This window comes from Sorangium sp. So ce204 (assembly GCF_051526795.1).
Classification (GTDB): Bacteria; Myxococcota_A; Polyangia; order Polyangiales; family Polyangiaceae; genus Sorangium; species Sorangium cellulosum_B.
In genome coordinates this window covers 5,720,020-5,742,559 of the sequence record NZ_CP150317.1, presented here as the reverse complement: position 1 = coordinate 5,742,559, position 22,540 = coordinate 5,720,020, and the positions used below count along the sequence as shown (strand labels likewise).

At 72.6% G+C, this 22,540-nt stretch carries 13 protein-coding genes, 1 tRNA gene and 1 pseudogene; 7 read left to right on the top strand and 8 right to left on the bottom strand.

What is annotated here, in order from left to right:
* Positions 1-48: 48 nt before the first annotated feature.
* The 3 genes and pseudogenes from WMF22_RS21350 to WMF22_RS21340 form a co-directional block, all read right to left on the bottom strand.
* A pseudogene (locus WMF22_RS21350) lies at positions 49-495 on the bottom strand (CDP-alcohol phosphatidyltransferase family protein); the annotation flags it as partial.
* A 344-nt stretch (positions 496-839) separates the two neighbouring features.
* The gene (locus WMF22_RS21345) at positions 840-2,006 is read right to left on the bottom strand and encodes a hypothetical protein (protein ID WP_438036843.1); all 1,167 of its coding nucleotides are present in this window, start codon (positions 2,004-2,006) and stop codon (positions 840-842) included.
* A 356-nt stretch (positions 2,007-2,362) separates the two neighbouring features.
* Positions 2,363-2,845, bottom strand: a complete 483-nt coding sequence (locus WMF22_RS21340; protein WP_437300874.1) for a MarR family winged helix-turn-helix transcriptional regulator — start codon at positions 2,843-2,845, stop codon at positions 2,363-2,365.
* Between the two features lie 282 nt (positions 2,846-3,127).
* On the opposite strand from WMF22_RS21340, the gene WMF22_RS21335 reads away from it, so the two are divergent.
* The gene (locus WMF22_RS21335) at positions 3,128-5,866 is read left to right on the top strand and encodes a transglycosylase SLT domain-containing protein (protein ID WP_438036842.1); all 2,739 of its coding nucleotides are present in this window, start codon (positions 3,128-3,130) and stop codon (positions 5,864-5,866) included.
* Between the two features lie 221 nt (positions 5,867-6,087).
* Entirely contained in the window at positions 6,088-7,434 is a 1,347-nt protein-coding gene (locus WMF22_RS21330; protein ID WP_438036841.1) for a hypothetical protein, read from the top strand.
* Positions 7,435-7,471: 37 nt separating this feature from the next.
* Here WMF22_RS21330 and WMF22_RS21325 read toward each other — a convergent pair whose 3' ends face one another.
* Complete coding sequence (locus tag WMF22_RS21325) at positions 7,472-11,944, bottom strand: protein kinase domain-containing protein (RefSeq protein ID WP_437300871.1); 4,473 nt, start codon at positions 11,942-11,944, stop codon at positions 7,472-7,474.
* Positions 11,945-12,201: 257 nt separating this feature from the next.
* Here WMF22_RS21325 and WMF22_RS21320 point away from each other — a divergent pair, with 257 nt between their 5' ends.
* Both WMF22_RS21320 and WMF22_RS21315 read left to right on the top strand, forming a co-directional pair.
* Entirely contained in the window at positions 12,202-12,648 is a 447-nt protein-coding gene (locus WMF22_RS21320; protein WP_012236479.1) for a response regulator, read from the top strand.
* Between the two features lie 103 nt (positions 12,649-12,751).
* A complete protein-coding gene (locus WMF22_RS21315; protein ID WP_438036840.1) occupies positions 12,752-13,522 on the top strand; it encodes a carbon-nitrogen hydrolase family protein in 771 nt (256 codons plus the stop codon).
* 134 nt (positions 13,523-13,656) lie between these two features.
* On the opposite strand, the gene WMF22_RS21310 is transcribed toward WMF22_RS21315, so the two are convergent.
* Complete coding sequence (locus WMF22_RS21310) at positions 13,657-14,598, bottom strand: pyridoxal-phosphate dependent enzyme (RefSeq protein WP_438036839.1); 942 nt, start codon at positions 14,596-14,598, stop codon at positions 13,657-13,659.
* 81 nt (positions 14,599-14,679) lie between these two features.
* Positions 14,680-15,927 (bottom strand): radical SAM family heme chaperone HemW, encoded by a 1,248-nt coding sequence (hemW, locus tag WMF22_RS21305; protein ID WP_437300869.1) that lies wholly within the window; start codon positions 15,925-15,927, stop codon positions 14,680-14,682.
* Between the two features lie 290 nt (positions 15,928-16,217).
* On the opposite strand from hemW, the gene WMF22_RS21300 reads away from it, so the two are divergent.
* Positions 16,218-18,392, top strand: a complete 2,175-nt coding sequence (locus WMF22_RS21300) for a RelA/SpoT family protein (RefSeq protein WP_437300868.1) — start codon at positions 16,218-16,220, stop codon at positions 18,390-18,392.
* A gap of 10 nt (positions 18,393-18,402) precedes the next feature.
* Here the strand turns inward: WMF22_RS21300 and WMF22_RS21295 are convergent, their stop codons facing one another.
* Positions 18,403-19,005: a YkgJ family cysteine cluster protein gene (locus WMF22_RS21295; protein ID WP_438036838.1), complete on the bottom strand. Its 603-nt coding sequence runs from the start codon at positions 19,003-19,005 to the stop codon at positions 18,403-18,405.
* Between the two features lie 290 nt (positions 19,006-19,295).
* On the opposite strand from WMF22_RS21295, the gene amrB reads away from it, so the two are divergent.
* Positions 19,296-20,564, top strand: a complete 1,269-nt coding sequence (gene amrB / locus WMF22_RS21290) for an AmmeMemoRadiSam system protein B (protein WP_438036837.1) — start codon at positions 19,296-19,298, stop codon at positions 20,562-20,564.
* Positions 20,565-20,676: 112 nt separating this feature from the next.
* Here amrB and WMF22_RS21285 read toward each other — a convergent pair whose 3' ends face one another.
* A complete protein-coding gene (locus tag WMF22_RS21285) occupies positions 20,677-21,906 on the bottom strand; it encodes an FHA domain-containing protein (protein ID WP_437301585.1) in 1,230 nt (409 codons plus the stop codon).
* A 412-nt stretch (positions 21,907-22,318) separates the two neighbouring features.
* Here WMF22_RS21285 and WMF22_RS21280 point away from each other — a divergent pair.
* Positions 22,319-22,393, top strand: a tRNA-Gly gene (locus WMF22_RS21280).
* The last annotated feature ends 147 nt before the right edge of the window (positions 22,394-22,540 follow it).

The window sequence follows — 22,540 nt, the reverse complement described above, 5'->3', positions numbered from 1 at the left end:
GACGAGGTAGGCGAGCCGCTCGTGCCGGCGCATCAGCCCGTCGGGCAGCGAGATCTGGTAAGCGTCGGCCTTGGCCCGCGCGTAGCTCACGAGCGACGAGGCGACCATCGCGACGAGCGGGATCGCGAGCGCCGCGGGGTGCTCTCGGTAGAAGACGGCGAGGCCGATGAGCGGCGCGGCGTCGGACAGGCGGTCGAGGCACGAGTCGAGCACCGCGCCGGCGCGCGACGCCTTGCCGCCTTCGCGCGCCACCATGCCGTCGAGCGCGTCGAGGACGGCGCCGGCGATGAGCAGCGCGGCGCCTGACCGGAAGCGGCCGGCCGCGAGCAGCGGCGCGCAGGCGAGCGACAGGCCGAGCGAGAGGTAGGTGAGCGCGTCCGGCGAGACGCCGAGGCGCACGAGCGCGCGTGCGGGGGCGTGGAACGACCAGTAGAAGGCCTCGACCACCGGCCTGGGGAGCAGCGCGCTCCCAGGAGAGGCGCCGAGCCGCGGCATCGCGGGTCGGCCGCGGCGCGCGACGCGCACGGCGTAGGCGCCGAGCACGGCTGTGCAGATTAGGATCGCGAGGGCGCAGGGGAGGACGGCCACGCCGAGGGCGGTTGCAGGGTTCGATCCGGGGCCGCGTCAGGCGGCGCGGGCGATCGGGCTGCGCCGCTGCGAGCGACGACCTCGCGCCGTCGCGGGCGGCCACGTTGAAACCCGGAGAATTTTCACAGGGAGACGGGGAGGCGGGGAGGAAGAAGAAATGAATTTCTCCCTCTTGCCGTCTCTCGCTCCCCGCCTCCTCGCCTCCCTGTGAAATCTCTGCTTTTTCTCGTCGTTTCAGCCCGTTTGTCGCTCTAGGGGCATCTGGCGCGCGAGAGCCGGATGCCCTGGTCTTGCTCCGTGTAGGCGATACCGAGCTCCTGGCCTGTCCAGGCCAGCGCCGGGTACCGGGCGGTCGCGCCGCCGCTCGCCTCGATCTCGTCGCCCATGGGCTCGAGGTCCCGGCCCAGCAGCGTGACGAAGACGCCCGGGGGACCGTCGCGGAACTGGTAGTACGCGACGGCGAGGCCGTGCCCCGTCCACGCGAGCGCCGGCCAGTTGGCGCTGCCTTCGCCGCGCGAGACGATGGCCTCGGGCGACACATCGTCCTGCGCGGAGATCCGGAGCGCGCGGATCTGCTCCGCGCCGCTGCGGGTGTCCTCCCAGACGACAAAGGCGTCGTCCCCGCCGAGCACGACGCGCGGCAGCTTCGCCGTGACGCCCGGGTGCGCGATCGGATCGAGCGGAGCGCTCTCCTGGCCCGGCCTGGCGAAGTCGAGCGCGTCGCCCTGGGTCCAGACCACCGCGGTCTTCTCGCCGTCCGAGGCGACGGCCGGAAATTGCGCCTGATCCAGCGGCGTCGAGCTGCTCAGCGCGCCGCCGTCGAGGTGGCCGAGCTGCGACCCGCCCGCGTCCATCCACGCGACGAGCGTCCCGTCCTGGCCCGCCGCCGCGGTGGGCCAGGACTCGGCCGCTCCGCTCCTGGCCAGATCGAAGGCCGCGCCCTCGACGACGCCTCCCAGCGTCGCGCGGCGGCCGCGCACGACGCTGCCCGCGCCGTCCTGATCCTGCCAGAGGACGAGCAGGCCCTGCCCGTCGCGGTGAACGCTCGGGTGGCTGGAGACCCCCGGCCCGTCATCGATCACCTCCTCCCGCAGCTTGTCGCCCTCCGCGTCGACCATGGCGAGGTGGATGTCGCCCTCGTCGGCCGCGCGCTCCTGCCAGGCGATGGCGAAGCCCGCGCCGGTCCACGCGATCGAGGGCGTGATCCCGCGGCCGCTGCTCACCTTCAGGCCCTCGGCCGCGATCGTGCAGGCCGCGGCGTGGCTCCCGGTCCCTCCGCCTCCCGCCGCGTGCCCTCCGCCTCCCGCCGCGTGCCCGCCGCCTCCCGTCTCTGCTTGCCCGCCTCGTTCTCCGGAGCCGCAGCCCCATGACGCCGCGAGGATCGCCGCGCTGATCGAGCCAAGAACCCAGTGCCTCATTGTTCCCCCGTCGTGGTGATGGGAGGCGCTCGGCGCGGCGCGCGCCGCGCGGAGATCGCGCCGAGTGCCTCGATTCACGGGTCCGGCGCGGCGACGTCCTCCGTCTCGGAGACGGCGAGGCGCGGATCGCCGTGCGGGACGACCGCCGTTTCTCTGTTCGATGTCCGGAGGGGCCGCGGGTCGCGGCCCGGCCCTGCGCTTCGCGCAGATCACGCAGCGTGCGCCGCGCTTCGGGCCGCGAAGCGCCGTTCGCTCAGCGCGCTTCGGCTCCAGCGCCGTGCGCGCCTGCAGGCATTCTCCGATCGGCGCTGCCCTGACTGGATCGCGCGCCGCGCGCGCGGATCCGACCGGCGGCGCTACCCGTCGCTCTGCTGCGGCTGCAGCGCCTCGGCGACGGCCGCGAGCACGTCCTGCGCGGCGTCGAGCTTGCGCCGCGGCATCGACTTCAGCGCCTGTCGCACGGCCGCCTCCACCGTGCCGGTGCGGAGGCTGTCGAGCTCGCGCCCGCGCGCGGTGAGGCCCAGGAGCGCGCGGCGCCCGTCCTTCGGGTCGACCCGGCGCTCGATGATCCCGCGCTCTTGCAGCCGCTTCAGCACCCCCGTGAGGGTGCTCGGGTGCAGCTGCATGATCTCGGCGAGCTGCCCGGCGGAGATCCCCGGGTAGCGCCCGACGATGCGGATGACGAGCCGCTGCGGGCCCGTCACGCCCATCTTCGCCTCCATGCGCTTCGACGTCGACTGCAGGCCGTGATCGACGGCCCACAGGAGCTTCATGAAGTCGAGCACCTCGCCCAGCCGAGAGCTCTTTTCTGAAGGGGATCCGGCTGGAGGCGAGCGCATCGCCGATGCGTGCTAGCTCGCCCGGACGCGGGCGGCTAGTGCTGGTCGCAGCGAGGGCCGTCGGCCCCGGGCAGGCGCGGGGCGCGGCGCCGGGGCAGATCGCCGAGGAATTCGTGCGGGAACACCGCGGGAACACCGCGGGATGCGGCGAACACCGCGATCGCCGCGGGCGCGCCGGGGCGCACCGGGAAGCGAGGCGACGTCGAGCAACCCACGGCGCCGCCGTTGACTCCGCGCTTTGCCGTAGCGCTGGCGGGCGGTTTCGGAGCAAGATCCACGTCGATGAGCTGGGCACGGCGAGCCGCTCTGTGGACCGGGCTCGGCGCGCTGCTCTGCATCTCGGGCGCGGCCGTCGGCCAGGCGCCGTCGGTGCGCGCGTCGTTCTCGGCGGCGTACCGCGCCTTCCGTGATCCCAGCCTGCTCGATCGCGCGCCCGCCCTCGCGGCGGCGGCCGACGCCTGCCCGCCGCCCGCTGGCGACGCGCCGCCCGCCCTCACGGCGCTCCTCGTGCACGAGTTCCAGCCCGCCGCGGACGAGGATCTCGAGGACCCCGACGGGGCGGTGCTGGCCACGCTGGCGATGCCGGACCTCGACGTGCCCCTCACGCGCCGCACGATGCGGTTCGTCCGCTTCTTCGCCCAGTCCGACGAGGGGCGCGCCCTCTTCCAGCGGCGCTTCCGGCGCGCCGGCGCGTACCGCGACATCATCGAGCGCTCGCTCCGCGAGGCGGGCCTGCCGGAGGATCTGCTCTGGGTCGCGGCGATCGAGAGCGGCTTCGACCCGCGGGCGGTCTCGCCGGCCGGCGCGGCGGGGCTCTGGCAGTTCATGCCGAGGACGGGCGAGGCCTACGGCCTGGAGCAGTCCGAGTGGATCGACGCCCGCATGGGCATCACGCGGGCCACGGACGCCGCGACCGCGCACCTGCGCGACCTGTACGAGCGCTTCGGCCGCTGGGACCTCGCGCTGGCCGCGTACAACCTCGGCCACGAGGGCGTGCTCCGCGCGCTGTCGAAGGTCGCGGCGGCGCGCGATCCCGAGGCCCGCGGGCCCGTCGGGCTCGCGGAGCTCTCGCAGGCCGGCGCCATCCCCAAGGAGACCGCGGACTACGTGCCGCAGATCGTCGCCTTCGCGATCGTCGCGGCGAACCGCGGGCGCTTCGGGCTGGACCTGCCCGACGTCGCGCCGCTCCCGCCGCTCGACCTCGGCGAGGTCGCGGTGCCGCCGGGGACGCGGCTCCGCACGATCGCGCGCGCCGCGGGCATCTCGACGGCCGTGCTGCGCGAGCACAACCCCGAGCTCCTGCGCGACCGTGTCCCGCCCGGCCGTGTCGACCACCTGATCTCGCTGCCCGCCGAGCGCGTCGCGCGCGCCATGGCCCTCTTCCCCGCCTACCTCGACCACGAGGAGCTCGACGAGGACGAGGGCGACGGCGCGAGCGCCGGGCTGCCGCGGCGCGCCGCGATCGGCGAGCTCGCGCTGGACGGCGCGTCGCTGCCGCCCCGCCCCGTGTCGCTCGGCCGGAACCGGCTCCCCCTCTTCACCCCGCCCGGCCAGGCGCCGGCGCCCATGCCGCTCCTCGGCAACCCGGAGGCGCTCGACGCGAGGCTCCCGATCGTGATGATCGGCGGCGGCGTCGGCTTTCGCCCCGCCTTCGAGGACGACCCGCTCGGCATCCGGAGCGGGCGCCTCGTCCCGCCGTCGCCCTTCGACGACGCAGGAGGCCCGAGCGCGCGCCGCGCCCTCAAGGGGCGCGAGGCGGCGATCGAGAAGCAGATCGGGCTCCTCGCGGGCCTCGGCCAGGAGCAGGTGCAGCGCTTCCGCCTCCCGAACGGCATCGCGGTCGACTTCCGGGAAGACCCCGCGGCGCCGCTCGTCTCGATCAGCGCGGCCGTCGCCGTCCCGGCGCGGTCCGCGGGCGACGCCGGCGCGGCGGGGCCCGCGCTCGCCAGCGAGGCGCGCGTCGCGATCTCCGTGCCTCCGCGGGATCTCGACGTCGGCATCGACCTCGTCGCCGCGCGGCTCAGGATGCTGCTCGGCGAGGCGAGCGACGCGCGCGTTGCCGAGCTCCGGCGGCAGGCCAGCGCGGCCTCGCGGCGCGCGCTCGAGCGGGCGCCGTACGGCCCCTCGTGGCTTGCGCTCGGGGACGCGCTGTTCCCCGCCGGCCACCCGCTGGAGGGCACCTTGATAGGTGCGCGCGGCGACGCAGGCGCGGCGAGCGATCTCCTGCTCACCGAGTCGCTCCGGCGCGAGCGCGCCGCGGCCCAGGCGACGATCGCGCTCTCGGGCGACGTCTCCCGCGCGGCGGTCGAGCAGGCGCTCGCGCGCTCGCTCCAGCGCGCCGTCGAGGAGCCGGAGCGGCCCATCGGGCCGCATCCGCGCGAGGAGCGGATCGTCATCGAGGACGCGGTGCCGGCGCCGCGGCTGCTCTATGGCTGGATCGCGCCGCCGGAGGGAGGCACGGACGAGGCGCCGCTCCGGGTGGCGATGGAGATCCTCGTCAGCCCGCGCGTCGCGCGGCTCGCGAAGACCCTCGTGGCCGAGGGGCAGCTCGCGTCGGAGGTGACGGGGCGCCTGTCGCTCGGCGCGCAGGCGAGCGTCGCGGCGGTGGAGCTCACGCCCGCGCCGTCGCGCAGCGCCGCCGAGCTGGAGCAGCGCCTCGACGCCGAGCTCGCGTCGCTCGCGACGTCCGGGCCCACCTGGAAGGAGCTGGCCCTCGCGAAGGCCTTGCTCAAGCTGGATCTCGAGAGAGAGCTCACCCGGCGCGCGACGGTCGCGCCGCCGCCCGCGTCTCCTCGGCCGATCACCGATCTGCGGCTGCGGGCTGCGCTCGATCCGGGCAGCCTGCCGAGGCTGCTCCGCGCGCTCGAGGAGGTCGAGCCGGCCGACGTGCGCGCCGTGGTCGCGCGGACCTTCGGCCGAGAGCGTCGGGTGAGCGTCACGACCTGGCCGCGCGGCGGAAGCGCCGTGGCGACCGCGGCCCCCTCGACGCTCCCGCCGCTCGCTCCGCCGCAGCAGCCGTGAGGCCGCTGGCGCGTGCTCAATCGGCCGAGCGCGGCCTAACGCGCCCAAGCGTGTCCGAGCGTGGCCAAACACCGCTGAACATGCCGCCGTGTAACCGGCGTCACATGTTCAGCACCCCGCGCGCCAGCCGGCCTTTTTCATCATGAACTTATGGACAGGTATGGACAGCTGGTAGTGATCGGAGATAACACGGGAGAATGACGACCCCTGTGAAGCCGCTGATGGCTGCGGTACCGGCGAGCGAGCACTCCGGCCATTTCCAGGATGGTGTCTATCGGCCCTCCCTCTCGTCGCCCGCGGAGGCGCAGGCGCTCCGGACGCGGAGCGGCGTCGTGGAGCGCGCGACGCGGACCACCGCGAGGACGCACTCCGGCGTGCGGTTCTCGGAGGCGTCCGAGCTGCCTTCGCTGCTCGACCACGTGCCCGCGGTCATCGCGCTGGAGCGGCAGCCGGTGCTGCGCAACCTGCTCATCACCCAGTGCTACTACGAGATCTCCGCGGAGCTCGTGAAGCTGCTCGGCGGACGCAACGCGCACTGGTGCACCTTCGCCACGTGGGCCTCGAAGACGGCGGGGCGGTTCATCCGCAACGAGGAGGTGCCGGCGGTGCTCCGGCAGCTGATCCTCTCGGACGAGGACGAGCGGGAGGTGATCTCGCAGCGCGCCGGCATCGCGACGGGGCGCGGCAAGGGCGAGCCCCAGCGCTCGCCGCTCGCCAGCGGCGTCAACCTGCTCACGCCCTGGTGGGGTCATGGACTCGATCTGATGGAGATCCCGGAGCGGATCTTGCGCGAGCTGAGCTCGGACATCGCCCTCGGCAATCTCAAGGTCTTCGAGGAGCTCGGACCCCTGTTCGTCCGCATGATCCACCTCTATCGAGAGTGCCCGCGGCCCGGCGACGCGCAGCTCGCCGCGCTGCTCGACGGGCTGCAGACAGGGCAGTCCCGAGAGGGGGGACAGGGGCTGCTCCGCAGCGCCATGGCGCGCTACCACGAGGCGATGCTCACGGAGGAGAAGGACAGGAAAGCGGAGCTGGTCCTCCTCGCCAACGCGCTCGTCGGGCTGCACGAGCAGGTGCGGCTCCAGCCGTACATCGCGAGGGCGCTCAACGCGCCCGTCCGCTGCCTGCGCGACGCGATCGGCGTCCCCGGACGGCACCTGCCCGAGGCGCTCAGGTCCGTGATCCGCGAGCAGGCGGAGAAGGTGCAGGTGGTCTGGCGCCTGCTGGCCACGAAGGAAATGATGACCATGCGCCTGCCGGACGAGCTCCTCGATCTCGGCCACGACCTGCCCGCGCCGCCCGGCTTGCCGCTCCACTGCGCGGAGCTGGCGACCATCGAGGATCGCGAGCTCTTCGACCTCCTGAGCGAGTACGACGCGCACGACCAGACGACGCACGGCTGCGGCGCAGAGGACTGGGCGTCGCTGCCCGAGCGCATGGGCTACATCCTCGAGCTGTTCCGCTCACGGCAGTCCTGCGCGCGGCTCCTCGAGCGGCCCTTCAGCCGCGAGCAGCACGCCGAGATCGTCGCCTGGCGGGTGCCGATGCCCATCCACGGCGAGCTCTAGCGCCGCGCTCCTTCTCCCCCAGCGCGCCGCGCTCCGCTCAGGGGCGGGCCGCGCGGCGCTCGGAGAGCTGCGCCAGGAGGCCGAGCGCGCCCTGACCCTCCGCGATCTCGCGCCCGCGCCGGAAGGCCGCCTCGGCCCGATCCCGCGCCTCCGCGGCCGTCGGCGCGCCGCGCACGAGGGCGATCTCGCCCTCGAGACGGTAGAGCTCTGGCTCGAAGTAGCGCTCGTCGCTCTTCTCGACGAAGGCCAGCGTGTCGGCGAGCAGCGCGCTCGCCTCGTCGACGTTGCCCGCGCCGAGCTCCGCCTCGATGAGCGCTGACCGCCAGTAGGTGAGCGACACGCGGCTGCCGACGCCCGTCAGCATCGCCAGGCCTCCGCGGATGCGCGCGGCGCCCTCGGCGTACCGCGCGCGCGCCGCCTCGCCGGCCGGCCCCTCGGCCGCGCGCGCCGCCGTCGCCCATCCGAGGTCGATCTGGCTGAGCGCCGCCCAGTGGGGCATGCCCACCTCCTCGGAGAGCTTGCCGAGCGCGTGCGCGTGCGCCTCCGCGCCCGCGACATCGCCGAGCAGGCAGCACAGCACGGCCGCGAAGTGCTCGACGAAGCCGCGGCTCACGGGCTGGTTCAGCTCCTCGCACAGCGCGATCGCCTCGTCGACCGAGGCCCTGGCGCGCTCCGGCTCGCCGAGGTGGAACGCGATCCAGGCGAGGTGAGACAGCGAGAACGCCGCGGCGTCCTGGCCGAAGAGGAAGGCGAGCGGGAGGTGGCGCGCGGGATCGTAGAGCGCGAGCACCTTGTTGAAGTGCTCGCGCGCCTCGCGGAGGTGCCCTCGGAGGAAGCGCGTCGCGCCGAGCGCCTGGTGGGCGCCCAGCGTGATGCCGGCGTCGCCCGTGCTCTCGGCGAGCGCGAGCAGCTGCTCGCCGTGCTGCTCCGCCAGCGCGTAGTCGCCGCGGACGTGGAAGAAGATCCAGAGCCCCCACAGCGCGGGGAAGAGCTGCGGCGAGGAGCCCGCCTCGCGGCAGAGCGCGTGCGCGCGCGCGTACGTCGCCTCGACCTCCGGGGCGGCGTAGCCGCGCGTGATCATCAGCGGGACGCCGAGCGTGGTCTGCAGCGTGATCTCGTCGCGCATTCGCTCGCTGGTCTCCGGGAGCTGCTTGAGGAGCTCCAGCCCGCGGCTGAGCTGGCTGATCGCCTCGGCGTGCGCGGACGAGAACAGCGAGGCCTCGCCCGCGCGCTGCCACGCGGCGACGGCGGGGCCGATCAGCGCGGCCTCGGTGTAGTGCCGCGCGAGCAGCTCGGGCGGCGTATTCGTGGTGCGCTCGGCGAGGACGGCGGCGATGCGCGCGTGGTACACCTGCCGGGTGCTGCGGAGCAGCGACTGGTAGGCGGCGTCCTGCACCAGCGCGTGCTTGAACGTGTACGTCGAGCGCGGGGGGCGCCCCCGCTGGAAGAGCAGCTCGGCGTCGACGAGCTGCGCGAGCGCCTCGCGCAGCGCCTCGGGGCTCGACGCCATGAGCAGCGGCTCCGCGCCCGCGCTGCCCGCCGCGCACAGCTCGAGCGCCTCGTAGCCGAACGATCGGCCGAACACCGCGCAGAGCTGCGCGACCTCCTTGGCAGGGCCCAGGCGATCGAGGCGCGACATCAGCGAGTGCTGGAGGGTGGTCGGGATCTCGAGCGCGTCCACCCCCTGGCGCGCGGCGCTCGGCGCGCCGGTCGACTCCCCGGCGGCGGCCTGCGCGGCGGCCGACTCGACCACCATGCGCGTGAGCTCCTCGGCGAACAGCGGGACGCCATCGCTGCGCTCCGCGAGCGTCCGGATCACCTCGTCTGGCAGCGACGCCTTCGTGCCCGGCGCGCCGCTCGTCGCGTACGCGCCGGCCAGCTGCTGGACGAGGGCCCGCATCCGCTCGGCGCTGAGCGGGGCGAGGTAGAGCTGGGTGAAGTGCGAGCGCACCGGCCACGGCGGCGCGAACGTCGGGCGCGCGGTCAGGAGCAGCAGCAGCGGAGACGGCCGCCCCTCGTCGATGAGCCGGCCGAGCAGCTCCAGGGTCGACGGGTCGGCCCAGTGCAGGTCCTCGGCCGTGAGCACGAGCGGCTGCCGATCGGCGAGCCCGAGGAAGAGCTGCAGGAGCGAGGAGATGGTCTCCTGCCGCTGGCGCTGCGGGGTGAGCGCCGGCATGGGGTGGCGTCCCTCGGTCGGGATCGACAGCAGCGCGGCGAGCAGCGGCACGGCGAGCGGCCCCGCCTCCGCGTCGGCGAGCAGCTTCTCCAGCCGCGCGAGCCGGTCTTCGCGCGGCTCGAGCCCTGCGCCGCGCTCCGTCGACGGCGCGGCGCCGCTCAGCGTGCTCGCGCGCTCGCGGTCGCCCGCGAGCAGCGCGTTGAGCAGCTCGATCACCGGATAGAAGGCGCTGTTCTGGAGCTGCGGCGAGCAGCGCGCCTCGAGCCACAGGTGCGGCGTCCCGGCCAGCCGGTCGCGGAACGCGCGCACGCTCCGCGACTTGCCGATCCCCGCCTCGCCCGTCATCAGCACGACCTGCCCCGCGCCCCCCGCGGCCCGCGTCCACCGGGACGCGATCTCGTCGAGCTCGCTGTCTCTCCCGACGAGCGGCGTGAGCCCGTGCTGCATCCTCGCGTCCAGCCGGTCCCGCGCGGTCGTGCGCCCGTGCACCGCGAAGACCTCGATCGGCTGGCGCGCCTCCTTCGGGCTGATCTCGCCGAGCGCGTCCACGTGGTAATAGCCCTCGACGAGCTTCAGCGTCGCGCGGCTCACGAGCACCGTGCCCGGCTCCGCGTGGGCCTTCAGCTGCGTCGCGGCGTTCAAGGTCGGGCCTGCGAGCGATGGCGCGGCGTCGCTGTCCGCCACGACGACGATCCCGGTGTGCACGCCGACCTGCACGGACAGCGGCATGGACACGAGCTCACGCGCGTTCAGGCGGGACATGTGCTCGACCAGATCGAGCGCCGCCTGCACGGCGCGGAGGGCGTCGTCCTCCCTCGCGACGGGGTGGCCGAAATACGCGATCGTCTCCTCGCCCGGGGAGCGGAGGAAGACCCCCTCTTGCGCCCCGATCACCTGGGCGCACACCGCCTGGTACATCTGGACGAGCTCGTGGAACGCCTCGCTGTCGACCGTGTCCGCGATGCGCTCGGCGCCGGCGAGCCCGCAGACCAGCACGGTGAGCTGGCGGCGCTCGCCGCGGCCGGTGGTGGACATCGGCCGCGTCCCGGGCGCGACGCTGGGGCGGGACGTGAAGCTCGTCGCCGGCGCCGTCGGCGGGCCCCCCGAGGCGCCGAGGTGGATCGACGCGTTGCGGATCGGCCTCGCCGGCGCCGCGGCGGGCGCGACGTTGCGGCCTGGGATCGCGAGCGTCGGCGCGGCGCCGAGCCGCTCGTCCTGCCGCTGCTGCTCGGGGGATTTGCGCACCGTGCCCGGCAGCGACGCGATCTGCTCGGAGGGCACGGGCTGGGTCTCCTGCTCGGCCTCGCTCTGCCCGGAGGAGGGCACGGGCTGGGTCTCCAGCTCGGCCTCGACCCGCCGCGCCGGTCGCGTCGAGATTGCCCGCTGCTCCAGCGCGCCGCCGCGCTCCTTCAGCGAGGCGGTGGGTCCAGGATCGGGCGGCAGCGGCCACGGGATCCCCGACACATCGCACTCCTCCAGCAGCTCGTAGGCGTCGCGGGCGGACCGGAAGCGGTGCGCCGGCGACTTGGCGGTCACTTGTTCGAGCAGCGCGCCGAGGGGGTGGCCGCGGAGGGCGCGGGGGATCGGCACCGGCTCGGGGCTCAGCTGGCGGAAGATGACCTCGGCGATCGTCGCCTCGTGCATCACGGGCGCGCCGATCAGGCACTCGAGAAAGGTGAGCCCCCATGCATAGATGTCCGCCGCTGTGGTCGGGGTGGACTGCACGAGCTGCTCCGGGGCCATGTAGGCCGGCGTCCCGTTGAACTCCCCGGTGGGGGTGAGCGCGCGGTAGTCGGTGGAGCGGGCCTCGCCGATGAGCGCGGCGATGCCGAAATCCAGCACCTTGGCGTGCGTCCGCTTGCCCGACCCGGCGACCATGATGTTCTGCGGCTTGAGGTCGCGGTGAATGACGCCGCGCTCGTGGGCGAAGCCGATGGCGTCGAGCACCTGCAGCATCAGCCGCTTGGCCTCGTTCGGCTCGACCCCCCTCGTGCGCTGGCAGCGCGCGGTCAGCGTCTCGCCGTCGACGTACTCGAGTGCCAGGTAGAGCTCGCCCTCGGGCAGGCGCCCGGCGTCGAGCAGGCGAACGATGTTCGGGTGGCTCAGCTGGGCGATGACCTGCATCTCCCGCTCGAAGCGCGCTTCCTGGGAGCTCGACTCGCGCGAGCGCCGCAGCACCTCCGGCCGAAGCAGCTTGAGCGCTACGCGCTGGGTGGTCACGATCTGGCGCGCATCGTAGACGACGCTATGGCCGCCGCTCCCGAGGTGGCCGAGCACCTGATACCGGCCGTCCACGAGCGCGCCGACCTCGAGCAATCCATCGCGAGCGGACATCCCTTGATCTCTTACCGCCGAACGCCGCCGGAGTGGATCGTGAACGCCGCTGCCGGTCCAGGTTGATCGCTCGCGCCGCCTCGAGGCCCGCTCAAGCGACGCGAGGCAGGGCGCCAGGGCGAAGCGGCGCCCACATCTGCTGGCCTCCCCGCTGTGTCGCGCGCCTGGCCGTCCTTCGCTGGCGTGATGCAGGCAACCAGATCGCCTCGGCTTGAGCGCGTGGTGCAGGAGAACGAGGTCTGATACCCTCGCGATTGATGGGCAATGCCCCGCACTCCGGCAGCATGCCGCCACCTTCGAGTGGTCGGGGCCAAGGAGCCCTCCTCTACGCCGTCGACGATGAGGAGCTCAACCTGGACCTCATGGATCGGGCGCTCCGCTCCGGCTACCAGGTGCGCACCTTCGGGGACCCTCGCCGCGCGCTGGCGGCCGCGGTGAAGGAGCCGCCCGCCGTGGTCGTCGCCGACTACCGGATGCCTCATTTCAGCGGGCTCGCGCTGCTGCGTGAGCTGCGCCGGCAGGGGCTGAGCTACGTCCCGGTGCTGGTCTGCGCCCCGACGGACGTCGAGCAGATCCAGAAGATCTCCCGGGAGAGCGCGGCCTTCCGGATCATCACGAAGCCCTGGATCGCCTCGGATCTTCGCCGCCAGGTCGACCTGGCGGTGAGCCTCCACCAGCTCCAGGTCGCGCGGAACCACCGCTGAGCCAGAGGCGCCCCGTGGCTTCGCCGTGCGCTGTCCGGGGCGATGCGACCGGATCGCCGGCGGGCGGCGCGCGAGCGTGCTCGCGGTGCGGGGGCGTCCGGTGGTGTCCTTGAGCGATCGCTCCCTCGACGTTGTCGCGCTCGAGCTGCCGCAGCGCTTCGGCGACCGAAGGGGCGCGCTTGCCGAGATCGACGGTCTCCTCGGCTCGCCAGCGCTTGCGGGGGCAGACCTGGTGCTGCTGTCCGAGCTCATCCTCACGGGCTATGTCTCGCCGCGGGGCGACAGCGATCTGCGCCGCTTCGCGGAGCCGATCGACGGAGAGTCGGCGGAGCGGCTCGCCGCGCTCGCGCGAAGGCACGGGATCGCGCTGGCCGGCCCCCTCGTCGAGGCGAGCGGGGGCCGCTTTTACAACAGCCTGCTCGTCTTCGACGGCGAAGGACGGCGCGTGGGCCATTACCGCAAGCGTCATCCGTGGTTCCCGGAGCGCTGGGCGGCGCCGGGGGATCTCGGGACGCCGGTCCTCGAGCTGCGCGGCGTCAAGCTCACCGTCGCGATCTGCTTCGATGTTCACTTCGTCTCCGAAGACGCGGGCGACGCGCTCGACGAGGCCGATCTGCTGCTCTTCCCCACGGCGTGGGTCGACTCGCCGGGGGAAGAGGACATGCGCGCCGATCTCCTGCCCGTGCTTGCCCGGCGCCATCGCATCTCGATCGTGAACGCCAACTGGGGGCCCTCCCGCCCTGCGCTCGACGGCCAGGGCGGCTCGCGCATCCTCGACGCGCAAGGGCGGTCGGTCGCAGCGGCGCCGCCCGGCCCGGGGCCGAGCGCCGTACGCGCCACCTTGCGCTTCGCGCGAGCGCGGCGCGGCACGTGAGCGTGCGCGTGCGCGCGGGGAGCGCCAGCGCGCCTCGCGGGCAGCTCGAACGCCCGGGCGCGCTCAGGTGAAGGTCGAGCTTCCCCGCGCGGGCGCGGCGAAGCTGGGAGCCGGTGTGGCTGCCGCGATCGCGCTCAGGTGAACGGGAGCCGGGTCAAATCGACGTTGCCTCCGCTCACGATGACGCCGATCCGCGCCCCCTGGACCAAACGCCGCAGGACCGCCGCCACCGGGACGGCCGCGCTCGGCTCGATGACGAGCTTCATCCGCTCCCAGACGACGCGCATCGCCTTGACGATGTCCTCTTCGCTCACGGTGACGATCTCGACCCCGCGCTCGCGCAGGACCGCGAAGGTGAGCTCGCCGAGCGACGTGCGGAGGCCGTCGGCGATCGTGACCGGGTCGTTCGAGGGGACGATCCTCCCTTCGCGCATCGATCGTGCCGCGTCGTCCGCGGCCTCGGGCTCGGCGCCGATCGTGCGCGCGCGCGACAGCGAGCCGGTGGCGATGGCGGTCCCGGAGAGCAGCCCGCCGCCGCCCACGGGCGCAACCACGGCGTCGAGATCGTCCACCTGGGCCGCGAGCTCCAGCGCGGCCGTGCCCTGGCCGGCGATGATGCGCGGGTCGTTGTAGGGATGGACGAAGATCGCGCCCGTCTCGGAGATCACGCGGGCGATCGTCTCCTCGCGCGACCGGAGCGTGGGGGCGCAGCTCACGACCCGGGCGCCGTAGCCCTCCACGGCGGCGCGCTTCACCGCGGGCGCGTTCTCGGGCATCACGATGTACGCGGCGACGCCGCGGATTCGGGCCGCGAGCGCGAGCGCGGCGGCGTGGTTGCCCGAGGAGTGGGTCGCGACGCCGCGCCGCGCCTCCTCGTCCGAGAGGGACATGACCGCGTTGCTCGCGCCGCGGAACTTGAACGCCCCGACCCGCTGCAGGTTCTCGCACTTGAAGAAGACGCGCGCCCCGGCGATACCGTCGATCGTCCGGCTGGTCATGACGGGCGTCACGTGGGCGTGGGGCGCGATGCGCACGGCGGCGTCGCGGATGTCCTCGACGGTAGGCAAACGGCTCATGGGACGCTCATCGGAGCGCGGTCCCGGCCCGGCGTCCACCGCGAGCGCGGCGCGCCCACGCGACGCCCTCGCGGCGCTGCTTCAGAACAGGTCGGCCGCGACGCCGTCGGCGAAGACCCAGGCGGCTCGCGGGACGCGGACCCGCCCGCCGGCCACCTCCAGGCGGCCGGCGCGCTCGAGCCGCTCTGCGGCCCTCCGCCGCGAGGGCGGCCACGCCGGCACCCCGAGCGCCGCCGCGGCGGCCTCGAGATCGAGCCCCTCGCGCAGCCGCAGCCCGAGCATGATCCGCTCGGACAGCCGCGTCTCCGGGGCGAGCCGCTCCTCGCTCTCCACGGCGATCGCCTCGCCGCCCTCGGCCATCGCAGCCATGTACCGTTCTGGACTCACGATGTTCCGGTATCGGACCGCGGACGCTTCTCCGTCATGGCCCTCCGCGCCGGCCGAGCGCAGGCCCCAGCGCGGATCCGGGCGCGAGACCGTCCCGTAGGCGGCGCACCCGAGACCTATGTAGTCGATGCCTTGCCAGTAACCCAGGTTGTGGCGCGCCTCGTCGCCTGGCCTCGCGTAGTTCGACACCTCGTAATGGGCGAGCCCCTCGGCCTCGAGGGCCTCGTCGATGGCGAAGAACGTGTCCGCAACGCCATCGTCTCCGGCGAGCGGCAGGCGACCGCGCCGCGCGAGCTCTCCGAACGAGGTGCCGGGCTCGACCGTCAGGCTGTACGCCGAGATATGCGTCACCCCCGTCGAGGCCACGGCGCGCGCCTCGGCGGCGGCCTGCTCGGGGCGCTGCTCCCGCGCCGCCTCGACCGTTCCGACCGCGACACCGTAGATGAGATCGCCGCTCACGCGCGGCATCCCGGACCGGAGCGCCGCCGAGAGCGCGCCGAGCCCGCCGTCTGGGTCGTGCAGGCGCCCGAGGAACCGGAGGCGCTCGACGTCGAGGCCCTGAACTCCGACGCTGAGCCTGTTCACCCCGATCGCTCGGAACGCCCGGGCTCGCTGCTCATCGAGCGAGGTCGGGTTGCACTCCACGGTCACCTCGAGGTCCGGCGAGAGCCGGCCGGCGGCCGCGGTGACGGCCGACAGCACCCTGCCCATCTCGTCCGGCTCCCACAGGGACGGCGTCCCGCCGCCGAAGAAGATGCTCCGGAGCTCGCGCTCGCCCAGCACATCCTCCCGCTTCCGCAGCTCGGCCAGCACGGCGTCGGCATAGCCGCGGTGGTCGATCGCCTCCCGCGCCTTCGCGAAAGACACGAAGTCGCAGTAGGGACACTTCTTGAGGCACCAGGGGAAGTGGACGTAGACGGTGATCGGCTCCATGGTTTTCATGCATCCGCGACAACATTCGACCCGACGCAAGCGGGCGAAGCGGAAACTCCGAGATGAACCGAGGTGAGGACGAGGACGGCGTGGATGACGCGGATGGCGCGGATGGCGTGGATGGCGTGGATGACGACGAGAACGCGCGGCGGAGCGCGCGTGCCCTGCGCCGGGCAACGCGCCCGGGCACCTTACTCCGCGCGTGCGCGCGCGCCGCGCATGGTGACACAATTGCGAGGTCTAGATCGCGGTGTTAGCGTGCGAAAGGGAGGGGGCGCATTGCGCCCACCGAACTCTTCATGCTGACGTTGACGGAGCTTGTCGATCGCGTCCGGACCTATCAGCCGGCAGCAGACGTCGATCTCATCGCCCGGGCCTACGCCTACAGCTCTGATGCTCACAAAGGGCAGACCCGCAAGAGCGGCGACCCTTACTTTTCCCACCCGGCGAGCGTCGCCGCGATCATCACCGAGCTCAAGCTGGACACGGCGAGCGTCTGCGCCGGGCTCTTGCACGATGTCGTCGAGGACACGCTCGCGACGACCACCGACATCGAGAACAGCTTCGGCCAGGAGGTGGCGTTCCTCGTCGACGGCGTGACGAAGCTCTCGAAGATCAACTTCGCTTCCAAGGAAGATCGGCAAGCCGAGAACTTCCGCAAGATGCTGGTGGCGATGGCGCGGGACATCCGCGTGCTCCTCGTGAAGCTGTGCGACCGCCTCGACAACATGCGGACGCTCGAGTTCATGAAGCCCGAGGCGCAGGACCGGATCGCCCGGGAGACGATGGAGATCTACGCGCCGCTCGCGAACCGCCTCGGCATCGCGCGCTTCAAGAGCGAGCTCGAGGACCTGTCGTTCAGGTACATCGAGCCGGAAGCCTGGTCGGACCTCTCGCAGAAGGTCAAGACGACCGCGAAGGAGCGGGACAAGTACATCCACGAGGTCTCGAAGGTGCTCGCGGGCAAGCTCGCGGAGCAGGGCTTCGCGGTCGACGTCACCGGCCGAGCGAAGCACCTCTACTCGATCTGGCGCAAGATGCAGGCGCAGCAGTGCGATTTCGATCAGGTCTATGACGTCATCGCGTTCCGGGTCCTCGTCGAGTCGGTGGCCGACTGCTACGCGACGCTCGGCGTGATCCACTCGCAGTGGACCCCGGTCCCCGGCCGCTTCAAGGACTACGTCGCGCTGCCCAAGCCGAACATGTACCAGTCGCTGCACACGACGGTGATCGGACCCGGGCGCGAGCGGATCGAGATCCAGATCCGCACCCACGAGATGCACCGCGTCGCGGAGCAGGGCATCGCGGCGCACTGGAAGTACAAGGAGAACAACTCCGGCGGCATCGACCCGAAGGACGCCGCGCGGTTCGGCTGGCTCCGCCAGCTGATGGAGTTCCAGAAGGAGCTCAAGGATCCGGCCGAGTTCCTGGAGAGCGTCAAGGTCGACCTGTTCCAGGACGAGGTGTACGTCTTCACGCCGAAGGGCGACGTGCGCGTCTTCCCCCGCGGCTCGACGCCCATCGACTTCGCGTACGCGATTCACACCCAGGTCGGCGAGCACTGCTCGGGGGCGCGGGTCAACGGCGCCATCGTCCCGCTCCGATCGAAGCTCCGGAACGGCGACGTGGTGGAGGTGATGACCAACCCGAGCCAGCACCCTTCGAAGGACTGGCTTGATTACGTCTCGACCAGCCGCGCGCGCTCGAAGATCCGCAACTTCCTGCGCACGGAGCAGAGGGAGAAGTCGCTCAAGCTCGGTCGTGAGCTCCTCGAGAAGGAGATGCACCAGCGCAGCATGAGCCTGAGTCGCCTCACGAAGCACGAGGGCGAGCTGCGAAAGGTCATGGATCGCTTCGGGGTCACCTCGGCCGATGAGCTCTTCATCTCGGTCGGCTATGGCAAGGTGAGCGTCCGCGCGGTGTGCGAGTTCCTCGCGCCCACGCCCAAGGAGAACGAGAAGGGCACGCCGACCCCGCCGCCCGAGTCGATCAAGGAGGGGCGCATCGAGTCGCTCGTCCGCAAGGTCACCGGGCGCGACAGCCACGGCATCCGGCTGAACGGCATCGACGACGTCCTCGTCCGCTACACGAAGTGCTGTAACCCGCTCCCAGGCGACGAGATCGTCGGCTTCATCACGCGCGGCCGCGGCATCACCGTCCACCGCCGCAACTGCGCCAAGGCGTTCGACACGGACCCGGAGCGCCGCGTGGAGATCTCCTGGGACGCGCGCGCGAAGATCAACCGCCCCGTGCAGATCAAGGTGATGACGGCGAACCGGCCGGGCATCCTCGCGACGGTCGGCCACACCTTCCACGAGCAGGGCATCAACATCAGCGAGGCGACCTGTCGCGCGGGCGACGACGGTCGGGCGATGAACACGTTCACGTTCCTGTGCTCCGACCTCGCGCAGCTGAAGAGCGTGATCCGGCGGCTGCAGCGGATCCCCGGCGTGATGGCCGTCGAGCGGACCTGAGCGGCGCGCCTCAGCGGCCACGGCGAGCGCGCGCCGCGCCGCTCGTCCTGGGCGGCGCGCCCGCGGCGCTCGGTCCAGCCTCCGTCAGGGCGCGGGTGAGCGGACGGCCGAGGTCGCCGCCCGGCTCGTGTCGCGCGGCGATCTCCTGCACCTTGCGGACGAGCCGGGTCACGTCGTGGTGGCGGACCGGGGATCCAGCGGAGGCGCGATCACAGAAGAACGTGCGGCACCCGAGGGGCCTCGCGGCGTAGATCGCGCAGCGACCGGCGTCGGTGAGCATCGGACACCGCCGCTCCGACGCCTGCGGCAGCTCGCGTCGCCGGCTCGGGCCGCCGGCGGACGCCCCCGGCTCGGGCGCTCCCGCCCCGCCCGCTCGCACGATCCCCTCGAGCGCTCGGCGGCCCCCGCGCGCCGCGATCGCGCGCCGGACGGCAGCGAGCTCGACGGACGTCACGTACGGTTCGCGGCCCGTGATGCCGAACCGACAGCACTCGGTCGAGGCCTCGCACGTCCAGCCGCTGAAGACCTCTTCCGCCTCGCGGTACACGGCCGAGAGCTCGGTGAGCAGATCGGCCTCACGGACGGATGGATCGAGGGGCGTGGTTCGACGCATTCGTTCGGAGGCGCGCTCGTGGTGATCGGACGTACTGCCAGCCCGAAGCGGCCGCGATGCAAGGGGAGGGGTGCGGAGCCGGGCGGAGCTTCGAGCCGCGACCCTAGTGCCACGCGGCGCCGCTGCGAAGCAGCAATCCGCCATCCCGACGGGCGCTCTGACGCAGGGCACCAGCGCCGTCCGTTCTGGAGCGAGCTGCCGCTGCGACCGCGGGGGCGTCGGCGCTGTTCCCGGATGCGCGCGAGGCCGCGCGCTGGGCGGCGGGCGCGCACGCGCTATTCTCGCGCTGGATGCCGGTGCTGCGCCCGAAGCTTCGAGCCCTCGAGATCGTCGTCATCCAGGATGAGCGCCATGGCCGCGCCTTGATGCTGCGCGACACCGAGGGCATCGCGCCGTCTCCGGTCGTCGTTCCCGCCGCGAGCGCTGCCGTGCTCGCGCGCTTCGACGGGAGGCGACCGATCGACGAGATCGCGCGTGACGTCGCTCGGTCGACGGGCCAGCACGTGGACGCCGCCCACGTGTCGCAGCTGGCCGACGAGCTGGAACGCGCGTGGATGCTCGACAGCCCGCGATTCCACGCGCGCCGGCGGAGCGTCGTGCAATCGTTCGACGCGGCGCCGATACGGATGGCCGCGCATGCGGGCGGTGCGTACCACGGCGATCGACGGAAGCTCGCCGACTTCATCGAGCGAAAGTGCCTCCAGGTCGCGCGGCCGCAGGGCGGAGCGACGCGCGCTGCAGCGTCCCAAGGCGCGCCAGCGCGCATGGTCGGGCTCTGCGCGCCGCACATGGATCTCTGGCGCGCCGCGGCGGGCTACGGGCATGCCTACGCCGCGCTGGAGCAGGCGCTGGCGGGTCCAGGGCTCGATCAGGTCGACACGTTCGTTCTGCTCGGGACGTCGCACGCCGCGATGCGCCGTCCGTACGCCGTCTGTGAGAAGACGTTCGCGACGCCGCTCGGTCCTCTCGAGCCGGATCGAGAGATGATCGCGGAGCTCGCGGCGGCGAGCCGCTTCGACGTGCGCGAGGACCAGTACCTGCACAAGAACGAGCACTCGATCGAGTTTCAGGCCGTGTTCGTGCGGCACCTCCTTGGCGGCCGCGCGGCGTCGATCGTGCCCATCCTCTGCGGCCTCTCGGAGTGTCAGGCGCGGCGTCGCGACCCCGCGCAAGACGATGGCGCCGAGTCGTTCCTGAGGGCGCTCCGCGACGCCCTGGCGAAGCGCCCTGGTCGCGTCCTCGTCATCGCAGGAGCGGACCTCGCCCACGTCGGCCCGCGCTTCGGTGATCCCGCGCCCCTGGACGAGCGGCAGCGGACGGCGCTGCGCGACCGCGATCTCGCCTCGATCGAGCGCGCGACGTCGATCGACGCGCCGGGCTTCTTCGTCGACGTCGCTCGGGACCTCGCCAGCCGTCGCGTCTGCGGCCTCGGCCCCATCTACACGTTGCTCCGCGCGCTCCCGCCGTCGTCGCGCGGCGAGATGCTGCACTACGAGCAGTGCGTCGACCCCGAGGAGGGATCGATCGTCAGCCACACGTCTCTCGGATTTTACGGTTGAAGATCCGCGCCTCTACGTCCGCCTGGCGCGCTGGCGCTTCGTCATCGAGCGCGCCGAGAGCCCCCCCCGCTGGCGCGACGCGAGGCTCCCGGGCATGAAAAACGGGCGTCCCTCAGCCGCGCGGGACCCTGCGGCGCGCGATGTCGAGGCCGAGCCGGTCGGCCTCGCGGTAGATGGCCTGCCGCGACATGCCCAGGGCACGCGCAGCCGACGCGACGGAGCCGTTGGCCCGGGCGAGGGCGTCCTCGAGGCGGGCGCGCGCGAGCGAAGGATCCGTCGCGGGCGGGAGGTTCGGCTTCACCCGCGGGCCGCGCGCGAGCGATCCCGCGATCGGCGTGACGGAGAGCGGACCGTCCGGCGCAGCCTGGGCTGCGGTCACGATGGCGGACTCGAGCTGCGGCACGCCGCCCGGCCAGCCGGCGCGGACGAGCGCCTCCAGGAGCTGCGGGGTGAAGCGATCGAGGCCGATCGCGTTGCGCTCCGCGATGTCGCGCACGATGAGCGGCACGTCCTCGCGCCGCATCTCGAGCGTCGGGATCGTGATCCGCTTGCCGGAGAAGAGCGACGCGAACCACGGCGCCACGCGCCCGTCGCCGGCGGCGCGGTCGAGCGGCTGTCCGGTCGTCGCGATGATGCTGACGCCGTTCGAGCGGCCGACCGAGTGCGCGATCTCCAGCTGCTGCGGGCGCGGCAGGCGATCGGCGTCGAGGACGAGCCATGTCATCGGTCGCGCGCCCGGCGGGATGGCCGGCTTCGTCTCGGCGCTGCCGTCGACGACCAGCGTCTCACCCAGGCCCTCGCGCACCGCTGCGGCGAGGCGAGCCAGCGTCCGCTTCCCGACCCCGGGCGCGCCCTCGATGCAGACGCTGGAGCCCGACTGCACCAGCTTCATCACCGGGTCGATCCAGTCCTTGCGCTGCTTCGAGCCGAACACCAGCGGTCCGAGCCGAGACGGCGCGCCGTCGTACAGCGCGAGGTGCCGCTCGACGAAGACCCCGAGCTGATGCCCGAGGCGCACCACGTCGCCGTGCATCACGCCGATGCGCCGGGCGCGGACGCCGTTCACCCACGTGCCGTCGTGGGTGTCCATGTCCTCGATGTAGCAACCGTCCGAACGGACGCTGATCTTCGCGTGCTCCGGCGCGATCCCGTGGCCCTCGATGCGCCCGTCGCGCGCGGCGCTGCCGATCACGGCGCCGTCCATGAGGCTCACGATCCGCGGCGGCGCGTCGAGCCCGATCAGGACGAGCCCCCACCCACCGTCGTCATCCTGTCGCTTGGCGTGGACTCCGGACCGGTACTCTTTCTGAAGGACCGGCGCCGTTGTCTCCGCAACGTCCACTCGCAAAGCAGTCTGCTCGTTCATGCTCCCCCCAAGTCCAAAGGACCTGCCTGGTCGACCCAGGCCAACCAAGAGCGCGCCGAGTGGCGGGCACCCTTATGATGTAAGAGCCCCCCACACGGTGCCGCTGTCGCGAACGCGAAGGCTTTTGTGAGCGGCACCGTTCGCGGTGCTGCTTGGCGAGCCCCCTCGCTCGCAATGGCCACACAATACTCGACCAGAGCGGCCGTGCAACCTGCCGGCGACGGAAGTTTCGAGGTTTTGTTGTTGAGAGCTTGACTCCCACCACGCCGATTGGTACTCATCCGCCACGCATCGACGGAGCGAACCTCCGGTGATGACCCGGCGCGAATCAGGATTTTTCCGACAAACGCCTTTAGAAGTGGTTTCCTGAATTAAGTGATTGACATCTGCGGGAGTAACTCAGTGGTAGAGTGCAACCTTGCCAAGGTTGACGTCGCGGGTTCAAATCCCGTCTCCCGCTCCACGACATAGGCTCTGCGGCAGCGAGCAGACCCTGCGAGGCCGGTGTGACCCACCGGCCTCTGTGTTTTGTTTAACGTTCAGCTCAACGTTTTGCTCAACCGCTCGGCGCGCTGGCGTCGTGGGAACGCACGGGGCGATGCGCCGAACG

Coding starts and splice junctions, on each gene's coding strand:
- hemW (WP_437300869.1), bottom strand. CDS start 15,927: ATGAAAACCATGGAGCCGATCACCGTCTACGTCCACTTCCCCTGGTGC.
- WMF22_RS21295 (WP_438036838.1), bottom strand. CDS start 19,005: ATGCGTCGAACCACGCCCCTCGATCCATCCGTCCGTGAGGCCGATCTG.
- WMF22_RS21320 (WP_012236479.1), top strand. CDS start 12,202: ATGGGCAATGCCCCGCACTCCGGCAGCATGCCGCCACCTTCGAGTGGT.
- WMF22_RS21325 (WP_437300871.1), bottom strand. CDS start 11,944: ATGTCCGCTCGCGATGGATTGCTCGAGGTCGGCGCGCTCGTGGACGGC.
- WMF22_RS21330 (WP_438036841.1), top strand. CDS start 6,088: ATGGCTGCGGTACCGGCGAGCGAGCACTCCGGCCATTTCCAGGATGGT.
- amrB (WP_438036837.1), top strand. CDS start 19,296: ATGCCGGTGCTGCGCCCGAAGCTTCGAGCCCTCGAGATCGTCGTCATC.
- WMF22_RS21340 (WP_437300874.1), bottom strand. CDS start 2,845: ATGCGCTCGCCTCCAGCCGGATCCCCTTCAGAAAAGAGCTCTCGGCTG.
- WMF22_RS21345 (WP_438036843.1), bottom strand. CDS start 2,006: ATGAGGCACTGGGTTCTTGGCTCGATCAGCGCGGCGATCCTCGCGGCG.
- WMF22_RS21300 (WP_437300868.1), top strand. CDS start 16,218: ATGCTGACGTTGACGGAGCTTGTCGATCGCGTCCGGACCTATCAGCCG.
- WMF22_RS21335 (WP_438036842.1), top strand. CDS start 3,128: ATGAGCTGGGCACGGCGAGCCGCTCTGTGGACCGGGCTCGGCGCGCTG.
- WMF22_RS21310 (WP_438036839.1), bottom strand. CDS start 14,598: ATGAGCCGTTTGCCTACCGTCGAGGACATCCGCGACGCCGCCGTGCGC.